A 16,231-nucleotide genomic window follows, 5' to 3' on the forward strand; every position below is an offset into this window, starting at 1 on the left:
GTCTACTCCATGGAAGCGAGCGGCCGTGCGATTTGTTCGAGCGATTTGCGCTCCGCAGAAACGGCATAGCGCCAGGCCACGATCGCAGCCGCGATCATCAGGAATGCTCCCAGCAAATAGCCGGCGAACACGCTGTCGCGCGATCCGGTATCGATCAGCGCGCCGAACAGTGCGGGGCCCACGACGCCGCCGATGCCGGTGCCGACCGCATAGAACACCGCGATTGCCAGCGCGCGAACCTCGAGCGGAAAGGTTTCGCTCACCGTGAGATAGGCGGCGCTTGCTGCGGGCGAGGCAAAGAAGAAGATCACCATCCAGGCGATGGTCTGTCCCTGCGCGCTCAACGCACCGATCGAGAACAGATAACCCGACAGCGCCAGCAGCAGGCCCGAGGCGCCATAGGTGAACATGATCATGGCGCGGCGGCCGAGCGTGTCGAACAGACGGCCAAGCAGCAGCGGGCCGAGGAAGTTGCCGGCGGCGAACGGCAGCAGGTACCAGCCGACATGATCGGCGCTGATGCCGTAGAAGTCGGTCAGAACCAGCGCGAAGGTGAAGAAGATTGCGTTGTAGAAGAAGGCCTGTGCGGCCATCAGCACGAGCCCGACCAGCGCGCGCTGGCGGTAGGTTACGAACAGCGTATGCACGACTTCGCCTATAGGGGTGTGATCGCGCATCTTCAGCCGCATTTTTGGGAAGCGGCCGTCGCTCGCGTCCTGATCGTTTCCGAGCACCGAACGCTCGATATCGTCGACGATCTTGTGGGCCTGGTCCGGCCGGCCGTGAATCATCAGCCAGCGCGGACTTTCCGGGATCCACATCCGCATCAGGAGCACGACGAGCCCGATGGCCGCGCCGATGAGATACGCGAGGCGCCAACCGAGATCGGCACCGATGACCGCTGGATCGAGCAGCACGATCGCTGCCACCGCGCCCATCGCCGCACCGATCCAGAAGCTACCGTTGATGACGAGATCGGTCCAGCCGCGATAGCGCGCCGGCACCAGCTCCTGAATCGTCGAGTTGATCGCGGTGTACTCGCCTCCGATTCCGGCGCCCGTCAGGAAGCGAAACAGCGCGTAGCTCGCGATATTCCACGAGAGCGCGGTCGCGGCCGTCGCGGAGAGATAGAGAGCCAGCGTAATGAAGAACAGCTTCTTGCGGCCGATGCGGTCGGTGAGCCAGCCGAAGCCGAGCGCGCCAAGCACTGCGCCCGCGAGATAGGCAGAATTCGCGATGCCGAGATCGAGATTGGAGAAGTGCAGCATCGGGCTCTGCTTCAGCGCGCCCGAAAGCGCGCCGGCCAGTGTCACCTCGAGACCATCAAGGATCCAGGTGATGCCGAGCGCCAGGACGACGCGGGTGTGAAAGCCGCTCCAGGGCAGAGCGTCGAGACGCGCGGGAATGCTGGTCGCGACGACGCGATCGGTCGTGGCCACCGCCGAGATTGCAGGTCCATAATCGACTGCTTGGCTCTGCTGCAATTCCATCACGTTGCTGGGTCTGGGGTGCGGCATCCGCCTGCCACCTGCGACAACGCCTGCGGCAACGGCAGGTTCCGATAGGAACTGTGGCGACCACCGATCGTTTCCGCTGGAGCCGCAAGGAATTGACGCATGGCTCATGTCAGAAAGACGACACATTCGCGCAAAACCGCTGCCCACAAGAGGGCCAGCGCGCGGCGGAGCACCGCGCGCAAAAGCACAAGGCGTGCGACATCGAAGCGATGGTCGCAGCGCGTGACGAGGGAGAGCGACGCGCTCGACCTCAAGCGCGGCGTGTTCAAGCTGACCAGCCCGAAAAAGATCGCGGCCTCGTTGAAACGTTCCGCCGAGCACAGCGCGCGTCGCAAGACAGGTGCGTATCGCTCGGCGTTGTCGATGCTGACGTTCTACATCAACCGCGCCGGCAAGACGCTGCCAAAGACGGAACGCGATCGGCTGGAGAAAGCGAAGCTTGAGCTGAAGCGAGCGTTTGGGAGGGAATGAGGCGCTGCGCCTCGCTCCGCCGTCATCCCGGACAAGCGAAGAGCAACGCGACAGCGAGGGCTACAGACGTAGTGGCCTTAAGCCGCCCGGATATTGGCCATGAAGCGATCGAGCTCGGCACGCAGGCGCGTGCTTTCACTGGATAGCGTCTTCGCCGAGTTCAGCACCTCCTCCGAGGCCGAACCGGTCTCGGCCGCGCCATGGTTGACCTGGCCGATATCGGTCGCCGCGGTCTGGGTGCCCTGCGCGACGGTCTGGACACTGCGCGCAATCTCCTGCGTCGCCGCACCCTGCTGCTCGACGGCGCTCGCAATCGAGGTCGAAATCGACGAGATCTGGCCGATCGTGGCACCGATCTCCTTGATCGCGGCGACCGACTCGGCGGTCGCCCCCTGCATGCCCGCGATGTGCGAGGAAATCTCGTCCGTTGCCTTGGCGGTCTGGCTCGCCAGGGACTTCACTTCGCTTGCAACCACCGCAAAGCCGCGGCCGGCTTCCCCGGCCCGCGCGGCCTCGATGGTGGCGTTCAGCGCAAGCAAATTGGTCTGCTCGGCAATTGCCGTGATCAGCTTGACGACCTCGCCGATCTGCTGGGCGGCATGCGACAGCTTGCCGATACGGCCGTCGGTCTCCTTGGCCTGCACCACGGCGGCTTCGGCAATGCGGCTGGAATCGCGAACCTGGCGGCCGATCTCCTCGACCGAAGCCGACAGCTCCTCGGTCGCGGTGGCGACCGACTGCATGTTGCTCGAGGCCTGCTCGGAGACGCCGGCGACTTGGCTCGACAGGCTCTGCGTGGTTTCGGCAGTGCGGGTCAACGTGGAGGCCGCCGATTCCAGCTGCACGGCAGAGGCCGAGACGTTGGACACGATGGCGCCGACCGCGCCCTCGAAATCGTCAGCAAAACGGATCAGCTCCGAGCGCCGTGAAGCCGCCTGCTCCTTGTTCTGGGCTTCGCTGGCGGCGGCATCGCGCTCGGCCTTGGCGACCGCCTGAACCTTGAACTCTTCGACCGCGCCAGCCATCTCGCCGATCTCGTCCTTGCGGCCGAGACCCGGCAGCACGACGTCGAAATTACCCGAGGCCAGCTCGCGCATCGCCTTGCACATCGCGATCATCGGCCGCGAGATGCCGGTGCCGAGCAGGAAAGCGAGGACCGCACCTAACAGCGTGCCGCCGACGGCCAGCATCAGCACCAGTTGCTCGGTCTTGCCGATGGTCGCCTCCGACTCCGAATCCAGGCGCTGCTGTTCGGCAACCAGATCCGCTTTCATGGCGGTGGCACCCTGAAGGATGGCGCCCGCCGAGCCGCTCATCTCGGTGACGAGTTCGTCGACCAGCTTGGCGTTGGCGATCAGCTTTTCCAACGCGTCGCGATAGGCAGCGAGAATGGTCTTGGCATCTTTCAGGCCGTCGACGATCTTGTCGTCCATGGAATAGACCGCGCCGAGCGAGTTCTCGACGAATTTCAGCCGCGCCAGCGCACTGCTCGCGATCGCCTGGTCGGACGTCAGCACGAAATTGGTCGCCGCAGCGCTCGCCGTCTGGAACTGGGCATTGACCTGCTTGGTGCCGAACTCGATCGCCTGCGCCTCGGAATCGGAGGCGTTGTTGCCGATATCGTCGAGCTTGTATTTCAGGAGATTGGCTTGGCGCGTGAGCTGATTCTGCACCAGCAGTGCGCTGTCGCGCTTGGCCTTAAGGACCTTGGCGAAGGTCGTGGAGAAGTTCGAAAATTCCTTGGCGAGCTTGGCAAGGCTGTCCTGCCGCGCCGGTGTCTTCGCGCTTTTGACCGCTTGGTCGATGGCATTCTTCAGGCTGGTCTCGGCGTCAAGCGCCACCTTGGCGTCTTCTTCCTTGCCGGTGAGGACGAAATATTTGACGGCCGAGCGGTAACCGAGCAGCTCGCGGTCGATGTTGCGGGCAAGATCGGCCTCCGAGACGCTGCGGCGATAGGAGCCTACGCCGGATGAGACGCGCTCGAAACCGAAATAGGAGAACGCCATGCTTCCGGCCGAGATGACCAGCACGGCGGCAAAACCGAGCATAATCTTGGCGCGGAACCGGACGGTCGGAAATATGCTGCGCTTAGACGGCGACGCTGTACGCCCGGACATTTCCAAACCCCCATTCAGTCTTCAGCCGCGATCTGGAGGCGCCCCGCCCCCAGATCTGGATGCGCAAAACTAAGGCACAATCGATAAAGGGCGGTAAATTCGTCCGATCTGCATCCGGGAGCGGAGAGAGTCAGCTCCAGGAGCGGGCCCCGAGCGAGCTCGCGTGTTGCGGCTAGCCGGAAAACGCCTTATTCTTACGGCACTTGTCAGACAATAATTATGCACTTGGCGTTAGACCAAGCTGGTCTCGAGGGAGAAGCGGAGTGGGGCAAACCGAGTCTCGGTTTGGCGTTGCGTCTGGTGTTGCCGTTGCCAAATCGAAGGCCGCGACCGTCGATGAAGCCGTGGCCGAGCTTGCAAGCCAGCTCCCGTCCGACGAGCTGGCGCTGATCCTGGTCTTCCTCTCTCCGCGCTACGACCCCCACCATTTCATCGCCGAGATCACCCGACAATTCGATGAGACCCGGGTCTGCGGCTGCACCACCGCGGGCGAGCTCGCGCCAGACGGCTGGGACGAGAACAGTGTCGTGGCCCTCGCCTTCAGCCGCTCGGACTTCTCGGCCGCGGTGCGGCCCATCCTCAACCTCGACAGCTTCCAGGTCGAGGACGGCCGCAGGATCGGCGGCGAGCTCCGGCACGAGCTGCTGCGAGCGACCCCGCAGATCGATCGCGGGAGTCCCTTCGGCCTGGTCCTGATCGACGGCCTGTGCCGCCGCGAAGAGGCGGTGATGTCCGCGATCTATGCCTCGCTCGATGATATCCCCGTCGTCGGCGGCTCCGCGGGCGACGGAATGCGCTTCGAGAGGACCTTTGTGTTCTTTGACGGTGAGGCACACAGCAATGCCGCGCTCCTGATCCTGTTGAGCACGTCACTGCCGTTCCGGGTCTTCAAATGCGATAATTTCGAGCCGCGGGCGCAGAAGATGGTGGTCACGGAGGCCGACATCGAAAATCGAACGGTCAGGGAGTTGAATGCCGAGCCGGCGGCCGAGGAATATTCACGCATGGTCGGGATCATGGACGCCAAGCTCGACCCGTTCTCCTTCGCATCCCATCCGGTCCTGGTGCGCGTCGGCGGCTCCTATTACGCAAGGTCGATCCAGCGCGTCGAGCCCGACGGTTCGCTGCATTTCTTCTGCGCGATCGACGAGGGCATGGTGCTGACCGCGGCCTCGTCGAAAAGCCTGGTCGGCTCGACCCGTGAGACCTTCGCCGAGATCCGCGACCAGATCGGAGACGTCTCGCTCTATATCGGCTTTGAATGTCTGCTCCGCCGCCTCGACGCCGAGCAGCACCAGCTCGCCCGCGACATGTCCGAACTGTACCGGCAGAACCGCGTCGTCGGCTTTCATACCTATGGCGAGCAATTCGGCTCGATGCATGTGAATCAGACCTTTACGGGCGTCGCGATCGGAAGGCGCACCGCGTGACGGACATGGCGCAGGGCCCCGATTCGATGGACCAGCTGCAGCGCGAGGCCGCCAAGCTGCGGAAGATCAATGCCGCGCTGATGTCGCGCGTCGAGCGCTCGATGGACCAGCAGCTCAACGCATTCTCGTTGTTCGAGACCGCCATCGCGCTCGACCACAAGGTTCGCGACCGGACGCATCAGTTGCGCGAGGCCCTGCACTCGGTCGAGCGCGCCAATGAGGGTCTCTATCGCGCCAAGCAGCAGGCGGAAGCCGCGAGCTCGCTGAAATCCTCGGTGCTGATCTCCGTCACCCACGACCTGTTGCAGCCGCTCAATGCGGCCCGCCTGACGCTGTCGGCGCTGACCGAGATGATGGAATCGCAGGAAGCAGGCGTCCTTATCGATCAGGTCGACCGCTCGCTGGTGACGCTGGAAGACCTGCTGCGCTCGCTGCTCGAGATCGCCAAGCTCGATGCGGGCGCGCTGCGGCCCGACGTGCGGCCGATTGCGCTCGCTCCCCTGTTCGACCAGCTACGAAACGAATTCGAGCCGGCCGTATGGAGACAAGGTCTTTCCTTGCGCATTCGCCCCTCCGCGCTCGCGGTGTCTTCCGATGCCATGATGCTGCGCAGGATCCTCCAGAACCTGCTGGCGAATGCCATTCGCTATACCCGCAGCGGCGGCGTCATCATGGGATGCCGTCCGAGGGGCGGCCGCATCTGCATTCAGGTCTCCGACACAGGGCCGGGAATCGCACAGACGCAGCAGGAGGCGATCTTCCGCGAGTTCCAGCGCGGCGAGGCGAGCGCGACCGACCAGGCCGGTTTCGGGCTCGGCCTGTCCATCGTCCGCCGTTTCGCAACGGTGCTCGGACACGAGGTGCGGCTGTCGTCGCGTCTCGGCAGGGGATCGACTTTCACTCTGGAGCTGGCATCGGCCGATCTTGCTGAAGTCAGCGACGAGAGGCACGAGGCCAAGCTCGCCGAGCGGCACTGTGGCGGCCTCGAAGGCGCCAAGATCCTGCTGATCGAGAACGATCCTGATGGCGCCGAGGCGATGGCCGCCCTGCTGGAGGGATGGGGCTGCGACGTCGCGCCGACGCGATCGGCCGCGGACGCGCTCCTGTGTCTCAACGAGCTCGGCGGCGCGCCGGACGCTATCATCGCCGATCTCCATCTCGATCACCGCGAGAGCGGCTTGTCGGCCATCGCCGAGGTCCGGGAGCATCTGAAGCTCGACACCCCCGCCATGATCATCACGGCCGACTATTCTGAAAGAGCGGCGAAGGAGGCGAGCCTCCTGGGCCTCGAGGTGCTGAAGAAACCGATCAAGCCTGCCGAGATGCGGGCGCTGCTGTCGTTCCTGCTGAGCTAACCAGGCGCGGCGCGGGCCAGTGCGGACCCACACAAGCGAAAACAACCCCATGCACCGTAGGGGTAGTACATTACAGCATTTCAAGACACTGATTTACCGGCAAAAATCATCGGCAGGGCGCGCCTCGAAGGGCGAGCCCGAACGGGAGAAATCACCTCAGGGCTGATCTGGCCGGGCACACTCACGCCTTGACCCGGTGCCCTCGGCGGCCAACGTCACGAAATCAATTCTGGACATTTCGACGATGGCTTTGGTGCGGCTCATCACGTTGAGCTTGCGCAGGATGTCGGAGACATGGACCTTCACCGTAGTCTCCGAAATCTTCAGCTCATAGGCGATCTGCTTGTTCTGAAGGCCACGCTGGAGCATTTCCAGGACGCGCAGTTGCTGCGAGGTCAGGTCGTGCAGGCGCTTCAACAGCTCCTGGGCGGGGCCTCCAGACCGCTGTGGTCGCGCCAACCCGCGATACGCATCCGGCAGGCAGATCGAGCCGCGCAAGACCTCACTGATCCCCTGCGCTAGCTCTTGTTTCGAAGAGGATTTGAGGATGTAGCCGGACACACCGAGCGACAATGCGCTGCCAATGATCTGCGGGTCCTGATACCCGGACACAATGATGACAGGTATCCGCGGGAACGCCTTCCTGATGCGGATGATCCCCGACAGGCCTGTCGTCCCCGGCATCGAAAGGTCGAGAAGGATCAAGTCGACGCCGTCCGTCGAGGACAGCAGGCCGAGCGCGCCGTCAATCGAGGTCGCCTGCAGGATGGTGGCCTCGGGCGTCGCCAGCTGCAGGGCGCCTTCCAGAGCTTCGCGAAACAGCGGATGATCTTCGACAATCAGAAATCGCGTCACCTTGGACCATTCCCCGATCGTTGCCTGCGCCCCCGTATATAAAACATGTTCGAGCCGGAGCGAACCGGATTGATCCAGATCAAAATGACGAACCGTATTATTGCGGCCTCCCGCGATCGATGCGCGCATACGGCCGGCTCTTGGGATCCGGCAGGTCCATCTTGCCGACCTCGACGATCGCCTTGTTGCGACTGAACAGGCCGAGCTTGCGCAGGATCTCGGTGATATGCGCCTTTACCGTGGATTCCGCGAGCCGAAGCTCCTGGGCGATCTGCCGGTTCGGAAAACCGCGGCGCAGCAGGTCGAGCACGCGAAGCTGCTGCGCCGTGAGCTCGCGCAACTTGACCTCGAGCGCCTTGTTGCCATCTGCCCGTCGTCGTTGCGGCGCAACGACAAAATCCTTCGGCACTGACACCGATCCGCTGAGCACGCCTTCGATCGATTGCGCCAGTTCGCGCTTGGAGGTCGACTTGGGCAAGTACCCGGCGGCTCCCAACGCCAGCGCTTCGCGGACCACGTGCTGGTCCTCCTCGCTCGACACGATGGCGACGGGCAGGCGCGGATGGGTCTCGCGCAGGCGGAGAAAGCCGGAGAATCCGGTCGCATCCGGCAGTGAGAGGTCGAGCAGCGCGAGGTCGATGCCCTGTTCGGCCGACAGGATATGCAGTGCGTCCTCGATCGACATCGCCTCGAGGATCCGCGCCTCCGGCAACGCCAACCGCACCGCACTGCCGAGCGCCTCGCGAAACAGCGGATGATCGTCGATGATCAGGAAGCTAGTCATGGCGCCTTCCCAAGACTCCACCGCACAAGACTCCACCGCACAAGACTCCACCGCACGAGACTGCACGGCACAGGCATCCACCGCATGCGCGGCAGCGGCCCCATCCTGCGCCGGTTCGGCGTCGGGAGGATGGCGAATGGACGCTAGCACACCTTCCCGCTCCCGTCCGGTCAAGGCCGTTCAATCGTTGGATTCCGCCTGGACCGTCAGCAGGAAGGAATAGATGCTGTCGAACTGCTCGTCGGTGAACACTTCCTTCCAGGCCGGCATGCCCTTGGACGGCCGGCCTTCATGAACGGTCTTCCAGAACGTGTCGCGCATGTCTTCGCCGTAGCGGTGATGCAGCAGCCGGAGATCGATCTTGCGCTCGCTCTGGACGGCATCGGGACCATGACAATGCGCGCAGGTGCCGTTGAAGATCTCCTTGCCAGCATCGACGGTCTCAGCGTTCGGTGCAGGCGCATCGCCCTTGGCATCACCCTTGGCCTCACCCTTGGTCTCGGTCGCTACCACGTTGGCGACTTGCACCACACTGGGGCCGGTTCCCGTCCCCGTCGTTGTTCCCGCCGGCACCGGCTGAGCCGCGCCGAAGCGCACCGGCTGCCCCGTCGGCAAGCCATACTTCACAGCGAGCTCGCCGATCGTCTTCTGAAGCTGCGGCAGGACGGCATCGACGCGATCGCGAAGCTCGGTGGATGTCTTCGCAAAGCCGATGGCGGCTTCCCATGACAGGCCTTCTCCTTCGGTCAGCTGAATCTGATAGCGATCGTTGTAGCTGGTCTTGTTGAGCCAGCCGGCGACAGGTCCCCAGATGAAGGCGACGTCAGCCTTGCCCTGGTCAAGCGCCTGCATGCCTTCCTCCGGCGAGAGCACGGTGACTTTCTGGATATCGTCACGGCTCGCGAGCAGGTTTTGCGGCGTGCTGGCGAACTGCACCGCGACGCGCTTGCCCTTGAGGCCGTCGACGCCGCCGATCACCCCTCCCTTCGCCGCCACCAGCGTATAACCCTCTTTGGCGAAAGCACTGGAGAAGATCACGGCCGGTCCCATGAAATCCTCGGAGCGCGGCAGGCCGATCATGGCGTCGCATTGCTTGCCGAGCAGCGTGACGCGCACGGTCCGCTTGCCGAAATAGGATTTGTACCAATCATAGGCGATCGGCCGGCCGAGCGCCTGCGCCAGCGCCTGCCCGATCTCGACATAGAACCCCGGCTGCGACGGACTATCGCTCGAGAACGGAAGATTGGTCGGATCGGCGCAGAGGCGGAACGGCTGCGCCTCCTCGGCATGAAGTGCCGAGGCCGAAACAATCGACGCCGCGGCGACACAAGCGAGCAGGCCTGAGATGGCGCGATTTCGGCTCGTGCCGATGCCGGATTGATTCGGACGCATCTTCGTCTCCCATAGCTTGGTTGGGCCGCAGCTGTGTCGGGCCAAGGGTTTCGGGCCAAGGATTGCGGCACAAGCGCCGGCCGATGCCGCAATTGTCGTCTGTGAAAAAATGCGCGCGTATCCTGTCACCTCTGGATACGCGCGCCAGTCGTCACTGGACGGAGAACACGAAGAGAGAACCGCCCTCGGGGGCTGCGGCCGTCATCTTCTTTCCAATATCGCCCAGGAACGCAGGTATCGCGGCCGTACGACCGACGACGATGGCGACATACTGCTTACCGCCGACCTCATAGGTCACCGGACCCGCACCAATGCCGGAGCCGAGATTCCTGCTCCAGAGCACCTTGCCGTTCTTCGCATCGATGGCGCGGAAGTCGCCGTGAAGGTTGCCGGCGAACACCAGGCCGCCGCCGGTGGTCAGCGTGCCTCCGTTGAACGGCAGGTCTTCCTTGATCGACCACACCTTCTTCTGAGCGACCGGATCCCACGCCATGAGCTCGCCAAGGAAACCGCCGGGGCCTTCCTTGGTCGGGAATTCGGCACCGAGATAGAACACGCCGCGCTTATAGGCGACGTCCGAGACTGCCCAGTCCATGCAGACATTGTTGGACGGGATATAGACGAGGCCGGTCTGCGGGTTGAACGACATCGGCTGCCAGTTCTTGCCGCCGATCAGGTTCGGGCAGATGTCCTTCGCCGGATGGTTCGGACCCGGACGCTTGTCGGGATCCTCTTCCGCACGCATGGTGTTGACGTCCCACTTCTTGGCCCAATTCGAGAAGACGTACTTCTCAGCCGAGAGCACCTTGCCCGTCTCGCGATTGGCGACGAAGAAGTAGCCGTTGCGATCGGCCTTCATCAGCGCCGGAACAGTGCTGCCGCCGATCTTGAGATCCGCGAGCACGGCTTCGTTGACACCGTCGTAGTCCCAGGCATCGGCCGGCGTGGTCTGGATGTGCCACTTGATCTTGCCGGTGTTGGGATCGAGCGCCAGCGTCGAGGCGGTGTAGAGGTTGGTCAGCTTGCCGAAATTGCCGTCGCCGGTCGAACGGACGCCTGTGTTCCACGGACCGGGATTGCTGGTGCCCCAATAGACCGTGTCGGTCTTCGGATCGTAGGATCCGACCAGCCAGGCCGCGCCGCCGCCATGCTGGGCGGAGTCGCCCTTCCAGCTGTCGCCGCCGGGCTCATCCGGCGAGGGCACGGTGAAGGTCTGCCACAGCTGCTTGCCGGTATTGATGTCGAAGGCCTGGAGCGAACCGCGCACGCCGTACTCGCCGCCGCCGAAGCCGGTGATGACCTTGTCGCGCACGACGAGCGGCGGCGAGGTGATGACCGAGCCCTGCTTGTAATCGACCACCTTGGACGTCCACAGCGCCTTGCCGGTCGCGGCATCGAGCGCCGTCAGCTTGCCGTCGAGGCGGCCGACGAAAATCTTGCCATCAGCATAGGAGACGCCGCGATTGTTGACGTCGCAGCAGGCGTATTGCAGCACGTCATCGGGAATTTCCGGTTCAAAGGTCCATTTGCGCTTACCGGTGGCAGCATCGAGCGCATAGACGTATTTCGGGCCCCAGGAGGTCGAGACATAGAGCGTGTCGCCGATCACGATCGGCGACGATTCGTTCGAACGCAGCGAGGCCAGCGAGAACGAATAAGCGAGCGTCAGCTTGCCGGCGTTCTCGGCGTTGATCTGCTTGAGCGGGCTGAAGCGCGTGTTGCCGTAGTCGTGACCGGGGACGGCCCACTGCTTCTGATCGGATTGCGCCTTGATCAGGGAGTCGTTGGCGCGAGCGGTGGATGTCGCAGCGGCCAGCATCGCAATCATCGAAATGCCAGCCAAAAAGCCCTTCGTTCCAAAGGTCATGTATTCCCTCCGATGTTGTTGCATGCGCCACGTGGAGCGCCCGAGCGCAATGCGCTCGTGATGCGCAGTTTGTCTGCGAACCATCGTTCGGAATTACAACATCGCCGCTGCGCGCTTAGTATAGGCGGAAGGTAGTAGTGAGAATCAGTGGCGCGTTTCGACGCTCATCCCGTTGTAGAGGCTTGCGTCTTGCCTTGCCTCGTGCTCGACCGTCGTCCCGGACAAGCGAACTCGAGGCAACGCGTAGCGTTGTCCAGAGTGAGCGCTGATCCGGGACGACGGAGGAATTCGGCAATCAGGATGATGGCGCTACCAATGCCGCAAAACTTTCGAAGAAATTGGCGGCGAGCTTTCGCGAGGTCGAATCGATCAATCGCGAACCGAGCTGCGCGAGCTTGCCGCCGATCTGCGCATCGGCCTCGTAGTGCAGTATGGTGACGTCAGGAGATTCTTCTTCGAGCCTGACACTTGCGCCGCCCTTGGCGAAGCCGGCAACACCGCCGGCGCCCTCGCCGACGATGCGATAGCTGGTCGGTGCTTCGATATCGGTCAGCGTCACCTTGCCACCGAACGTCGCCTTTACCGGCCCGACCTTCAGCACCACGGTCGCAGTCATTTCCGTCGGCGACGACATCTCGAGCGATTGGCAGCCAGGGATGCACCGCTTGAGGATATCGGGATCGTTGAGCGCGGCCCACACCTTGGCTTTCGATGCCGGGATACGCTGGCTGTCGTTCATCTGCATCGTTTCCATCCCTTTGCTGTTGCTTGTCAGCTCCGACTAAGGTGGCGCCCGGCTACGATCAATCGCCAGTAAGTACTAGGGCTGCTTTGCCGCGCCTCATTCAATCGATGTCATTCCGGGGCGCGACGACGTCGCGAGACTCCATTGCTCCACCTACTTTGCTGCCCGATGGATTCCGGGCTCCCTCGCACCGCTCGGGCCCCGAAATGACGGGGTGGACTCAACACCGGGACATCGCCGATCGCCGCGACTTGCTGCATCGCCGCAAATGAAATCAATGACTTAATCCGCGGCCGACTACTACCAAGATCGCGATTACAACGGCATGGACGCGTGCTCCTATTCGCGCAACGAACAACGCATCCAAGGGAGAAATCGACGTGCGACCGGGCGAGGCGTAAGGCACGACAAGCAAGCGTTTCGCGCGATGGGCCTTTGAGCACACGCCGTCAAAGACGCAGCGAGCACCTTTTCCAAAGCTCACCACGAGGTCGCGCCATACATCGGCGGCGGCACGGATCCGCGTGACCGAATCGCGCATCGGCGGCAGCCGCCACGATGACCTTTCGATGACGCGCCGTCACCAAAATCCCAGTTGCAAAGTTTCGTTCGCGCTGTCTCTAATTGGAATAACGACAAACATTCGGGAGGACTTCACTGTGTCTACAGTCAAACTGACGGTGAACGGCAAGGCCGTTGCCGTCGACGTCGAGGACCGCACGCTGCTGGTTCACGTCCTGCGCGATCACCTCAACCTCACCGGAACCCATGTCGGCTGCGACACCAGTCAGTGCGGTGCCTGCGTCGTACACATGGACGGCAGGGCGGTGAAATCCTGCACCATGCTGGCGGGTCAAGCCGACGGCGCCAGCGTCACCACCATCGAAGGCATCGCCAAAGGCGACGAGCTGCATCCGATGCAGGCCGCCTTCCGCGACAATCATGGCCTGCAGTGCGGCTATTGTACGCCCGGCATGATCATGTCCTCGATCGACATCGTGCAGCGCCATGGTGGCCAGCTCGACGAAGCCACCGTTCGTCAGGAGCTCGAAGGCAATATCTGCCGCTGCACCGGCTATCACAATATCGTCAAGGCCGTGCTGGATGCAGCCGGACGCATGAAGGTCTCGCAGGCGGCCGAGTAGAGCGGCTAGCCTCGAAAGAACAACCACCGCTGCTGCTTTCGAGTGAAAGCGCAGTCAAGGAAACTCCTGGGGAGGACCAGACATGGGTGTTGAAGGCATCGGCGCGCGCGTCGTGCGCAAGGAAGACAAGCGTTTCATTACCGGCAAGGGCCGGTACGTCGACGACATCAAATTGGTGGGCATGACCCACGCTCATTTCATCCGCAGCCCGCACGCGCACGCCAAGGTGAAGAAGATCGATTCGTCCGCCGCGCTGAAGATGCCGGGCGTCGTCGCGGTGCTCACCGGCCAGCAGCTGGTCGACGACAAGGTCGGCAACCTCATCTGCGGCTGGGCCATCACCTCCAAGGACGGCAGCCCGATGAAGATGGGCGCATGGCCGGCTATGGCGCCGGAGACGGTGCGTTTCGTCGGTCAGGCCGTCGCGGTCGTGATCGCCGACAGCAAGAATTTGGCGCGCGACGCCGCCGAAGCCGTCGTCGTTGACTATGAAGAGCTCCCGGCCGTCGCCGACGTTCAAGCCGCGATCAAATCAGGCGCGCCGCAGCTTCACCCCGAAGCTCCCGGCAACCAGGTCTATGATTGGGTGATCGGCGACGAGGGCGCGACGGATGCCGCCTTCGCCAAGGCCGCCAATGTCGTCAAGCTCGACGTCACCAACAACCGCCTGGCCCCGAACGCGATGGAGCCGCGCGCGGCGATCGCCGATTACGATGCGGCGGAGGAGCACTTCACGCTCTACACGACCTCGCAGAACCCACACGTCGCCCGTCTCGTGCTCTCGGCGTTCTACAACATCGCCCCCGAGCACAAGCTGCGCGTGATCGCCCCCGACGTCGGCGGCGGCTTCGGCTCGAAGATCTTCATCTATCCCGAAGAGATGGTGGCGCTGTGGGCCTCGAAGAAGGTTGGCCGCCCCGTGAAGTGGACCGGCGACCGCACCGAGGCCTTCCTCACCGATGCGCATGGCCGTGACCACGTCACCCACGCCGAGATGGCATTCGACGCCAACAACAAGATCACCGGATTGAAGGTGAAGACCTACGCCAATTTCGGCGCCTACATGTCGCTATTCTCGTCTTCGGTGCCGACCTATCTCTACGCGACGCTGTTGTCGGGCCAGTACAACATCCCGGCGATCCATGCCGAGGTGATCGGTGTCTACACCAACACTACGCCGGTCGATGCCTATCGCGGCGCGGGCCGTCCCGAGGCGAGCTATCTGATCGAACGTCTGATGGAGACGGCCGCGCGGCAGCTCAAGGTCGATCCGGCCCAGCTGCGCCGCACCAACTTCATCACCCAGTTCCCGCACCAGACGCCCGTGATCATGGCCTATGACACCGGCGACTTTAACGCCTCGCTCGATGCCGCCATGAAGGCGATCGACTATGCCGGCTTCCCCGCCCGCAAGGCCAAGGCGAAAGCCGACGGCAAGCTGCGCGGCATCGGCGTGTCCTGCTACATCGAAGCCTGCGGCATCGCGCCGTCGAAGGCGGTCGGCAGCCTGGGTGCCGGCGTCGGCCTTTGGGAATCCGCCGAGGTGCGCGTCAATCCGGTCGGCACCATCGAGATCCTCACCGGCTCGCACAGCCACGGCCAGGGTCACGAGACGACGTTCTGCCAGCTCGTTGCGGATCGCCTGGGGATTCCCATCAGCCAGGTCTCGATCGTCCATGGCGACACCGACAAGGTGCAGTTCGGCATGGGCACCTACGGCTCGCGCTCCGCGGCTGTCGGTCTCACCGCGATCCTGAAGGCGATGGAGAAGATGGAGTCCAAGGCCAAGAAGATCGCCGCGCATGCGCTGGAGGCGTCGGAAGCCGACATCGTCATCGAGAACGGCGAGTTCAAGGTAACGGGCACCGACAAGGCGATTGCACTGCCGATGGTCGCGCTCGCGGCCTACACCGCGCACAATCTCCCTGACGGGATGGAGCCGGGCCTGAAGGAAAGCGCCTTCTACGACCCGACCAACTTCACCTTCCCGGCCGGCGCGTACATCTGCGAGCTCGAGGTCGATCCCGGAACGGGCAAGACCTCCTTCGTCAACTTCGTCGCGGCCGACGATTTCGGCCGGCTGATCAACCCGATGATCGTCGAGGGCCAGGTCCATGGGGGCCTTGTCCAAGGCATCGGGCAGGCATTGCTCGAGCATGCGGTCTACGATGCCAACGGCCAGCCGGTCACGGCCTCGTTCATGGACTACGCCATGCCGCGCGCCGACGACGTGCCCTCCTTCAACCTCTCCCACACCACGACGCTGTGCCCGGGCAATCCGCTGGGCATCAAGGGTTGCGGTGAGGCCGGCGCGATCGGCGCCTCCGCGGCCGTGATCAACGCGATCACGGATGCGATCGGCAAGAACAATCTGGAAATGCCCGCAACCCCCGATCGGGTGTGGCGCACGATCCACGCGGCTTAACTTCGCCATCGTCATTCCGGGGCGACGCGAAGCGTCGAACCCGGAATCCGGAGCCACGAATTCAACCTCGAGATTCCGGGTCTGCGCCTTCGGCGCATCCCGGAATGACAGAGCAAAGATTCCAGGAG

Annotated in this window: 12 protein-coding genes; 5 read left to right on the forward strand and 7 right to left on the reverse strand. The window is 63.3% G+C overall.

Going from position 1 to position 16,231, the window contains the following annotated elements; translation table 11 throughout:
- Nucleotides 1-2: 2 nt before the first annotated feature.
- Nucleotides 3-1,490: an MFS transporter gene (locus tag BM374_RS14985; protein WP_177248327.1), complete on the reverse strand. Its 1,488-nt coding sequence runs from the start codon at nt 1,488-1,490 to the stop codon at nt 3-5.
- 126 nt (nt 1,491-1,616) lie between these two features.
- On the opposite strand from BM374_RS14985, the gene BM374_RS14990 reads away from it, so the two are divergent.
- Complete coding sequence (locus BM374_RS14990; protein ID WP_092293282.1) at nt 1,617-1,988, forward strand: DUF3175 domain-containing protein; 372 nt, start codon at nt 1,617-1,619, stop codon at nt 1,986-1,988.
- A 77-nt stretch (nt 1,989-2,065) separates the two neighbouring features.
- Here BM374_RS14990 and BM374_RS14995 read toward each other — a convergent pair whose 3' ends face one another.
- Entirely contained in the window at nt 2,066-4,105 is a 2,040-nt protein-coding gene (locus BM374_RS14995; protein ID WP_092293284.1) for a methyl-accepting chemotaxis protein, read from the reverse strand.
- 263 nt (nt 4,106-4,368) lie between these two features.
- Here BM374_RS14995 and BM374_RS15000 point away from each other — a divergent pair, with 263 nt between their 5' ends.
- The gene (locus BM374_RS15000) at nt 4,369-5,535 is read left to right on the forward strand and encodes an FIST N-terminal domain-containing protein (RefSeq protein WP_092293286.1); all 1,167 of its coding nucleotides are present in this window, start codon (nt 4,369-4,371) and stop codon (nt 5,533-5,535) included.
- 5 nt (nt 5,536-5,540) lie between these two features.
- Entirely contained in the window at nt 5,541-6,890 is a 1,350-nt protein-coding gene (locus BM374_RS15005) for a hybrid sensor histidine kinase/response regulator (RefSeq protein WP_177248328.1), read from the forward strand.
- 156 nt (nt 6,891-7,046) lie between these two features.
- Here the strand turns inward: BM374_RS15005 and BM374_RS15010 are convergent, their stop codons facing one another.
- The 5 genes from BM374_RS15010 to BM374_RS15030 form a co-directional block, all read right to left on the reverse strand.
- On the reverse strand, nt 7,047-7,745 hold the full coding sequence (locus tag BM374_RS15010) for a response regulator (protein ID WP_092293514.1): 699 nt from the start codon (nt 7,743-7,745) through the stop codon (nt 7,047-7,049).
- A gap of 97 nt (nt 7,746-7,842) precedes the next feature.
- Nucleotides 7,843-8,529, reverse strand: a complete 687-nt coding sequence (locus BM374_RS15015) for a response regulator transcription factor (RefSeq protein ID WP_092293290.1) — start codon at nt 8,527-8,529, stop codon at nt 7,843-7,845.
- A gap of 180 nt (nt 8,530-8,709) precedes the next feature.
- The gene (locus BM374_RS15020) at nt 8,710-9,921 is read right to left on the reverse strand and encodes a c-type cytochrome (protein WP_177248300.1); all 1,212 of its coding nucleotides are present in this window, start codon (nt 9,919-9,921) and stop codon (nt 8,710-8,712) included.
- A gap of 151 nt (nt 9,922-10,072) precedes the next feature.
- Complete coding sequence (locus BM374_RS15025) at nt 10,073-11,788, reverse strand: PQQ-dependent methanol/ethanol family dehydrogenase (RefSeq protein ID WP_244552600.1); 1,716 nt, start codon at nt 11,786-11,788, stop codon at nt 10,073-10,075.
- Between the two features lie 295 nt (nt 11,789-12,083).
- Complete coding sequence (locus BM374_RS15030) at nt 12,084-12,533, reverse strand: SRPBCC family protein (protein ID WP_177248301.1); 450 nt, start codon at nt 12,531-12,533, stop codon at nt 12,084-12,086.
- Nucleotides 12,534-13,192: 659 nt separating this feature from the next.
- On the opposite strand from BM374_RS15030, the gene BM374_RS15035 reads away from it, so the two are divergent.
- Together BM374_RS15035 and BM374_RS15040 are read left to right on the forward strand one after the other, a co-directional pair.
- Nucleotides 13,193-13,678, forward strand: coding sequence for a (2Fe-2S)-binding protein (locus tag BM374_RS15035; protein ID WP_092293296.1), 486 nt, complete (start codon nt 13,193-13,195; stop codon nt 13,676-13,678).
- 82 nt (nt 13,679-13,760) lie between these two features.
- Nucleotides 13,761-16,103, forward strand: coding sequence for a xanthine dehydrogenase family protein molybdopterin-binding subunit (locus tag BM374_RS15040; protein ID WP_092293298.1), 2,343 nt, complete (start codon nt 13,761-13,763; stop codon nt 16,101-16,103).
- Nucleotides 16,104-16,231 lie beyond the last annotated feature (128 nt).

Origin of the sequence: Bradyrhizobium sp. Ghvi, from assembly GCF_900115265.1 — a bacterium.
Classification (GTDB): Bacteria; Pseudomonadota; Alphaproteobacteria; order Rhizobiales; family Xanthobacteraceae; genus Bradyrhizobium.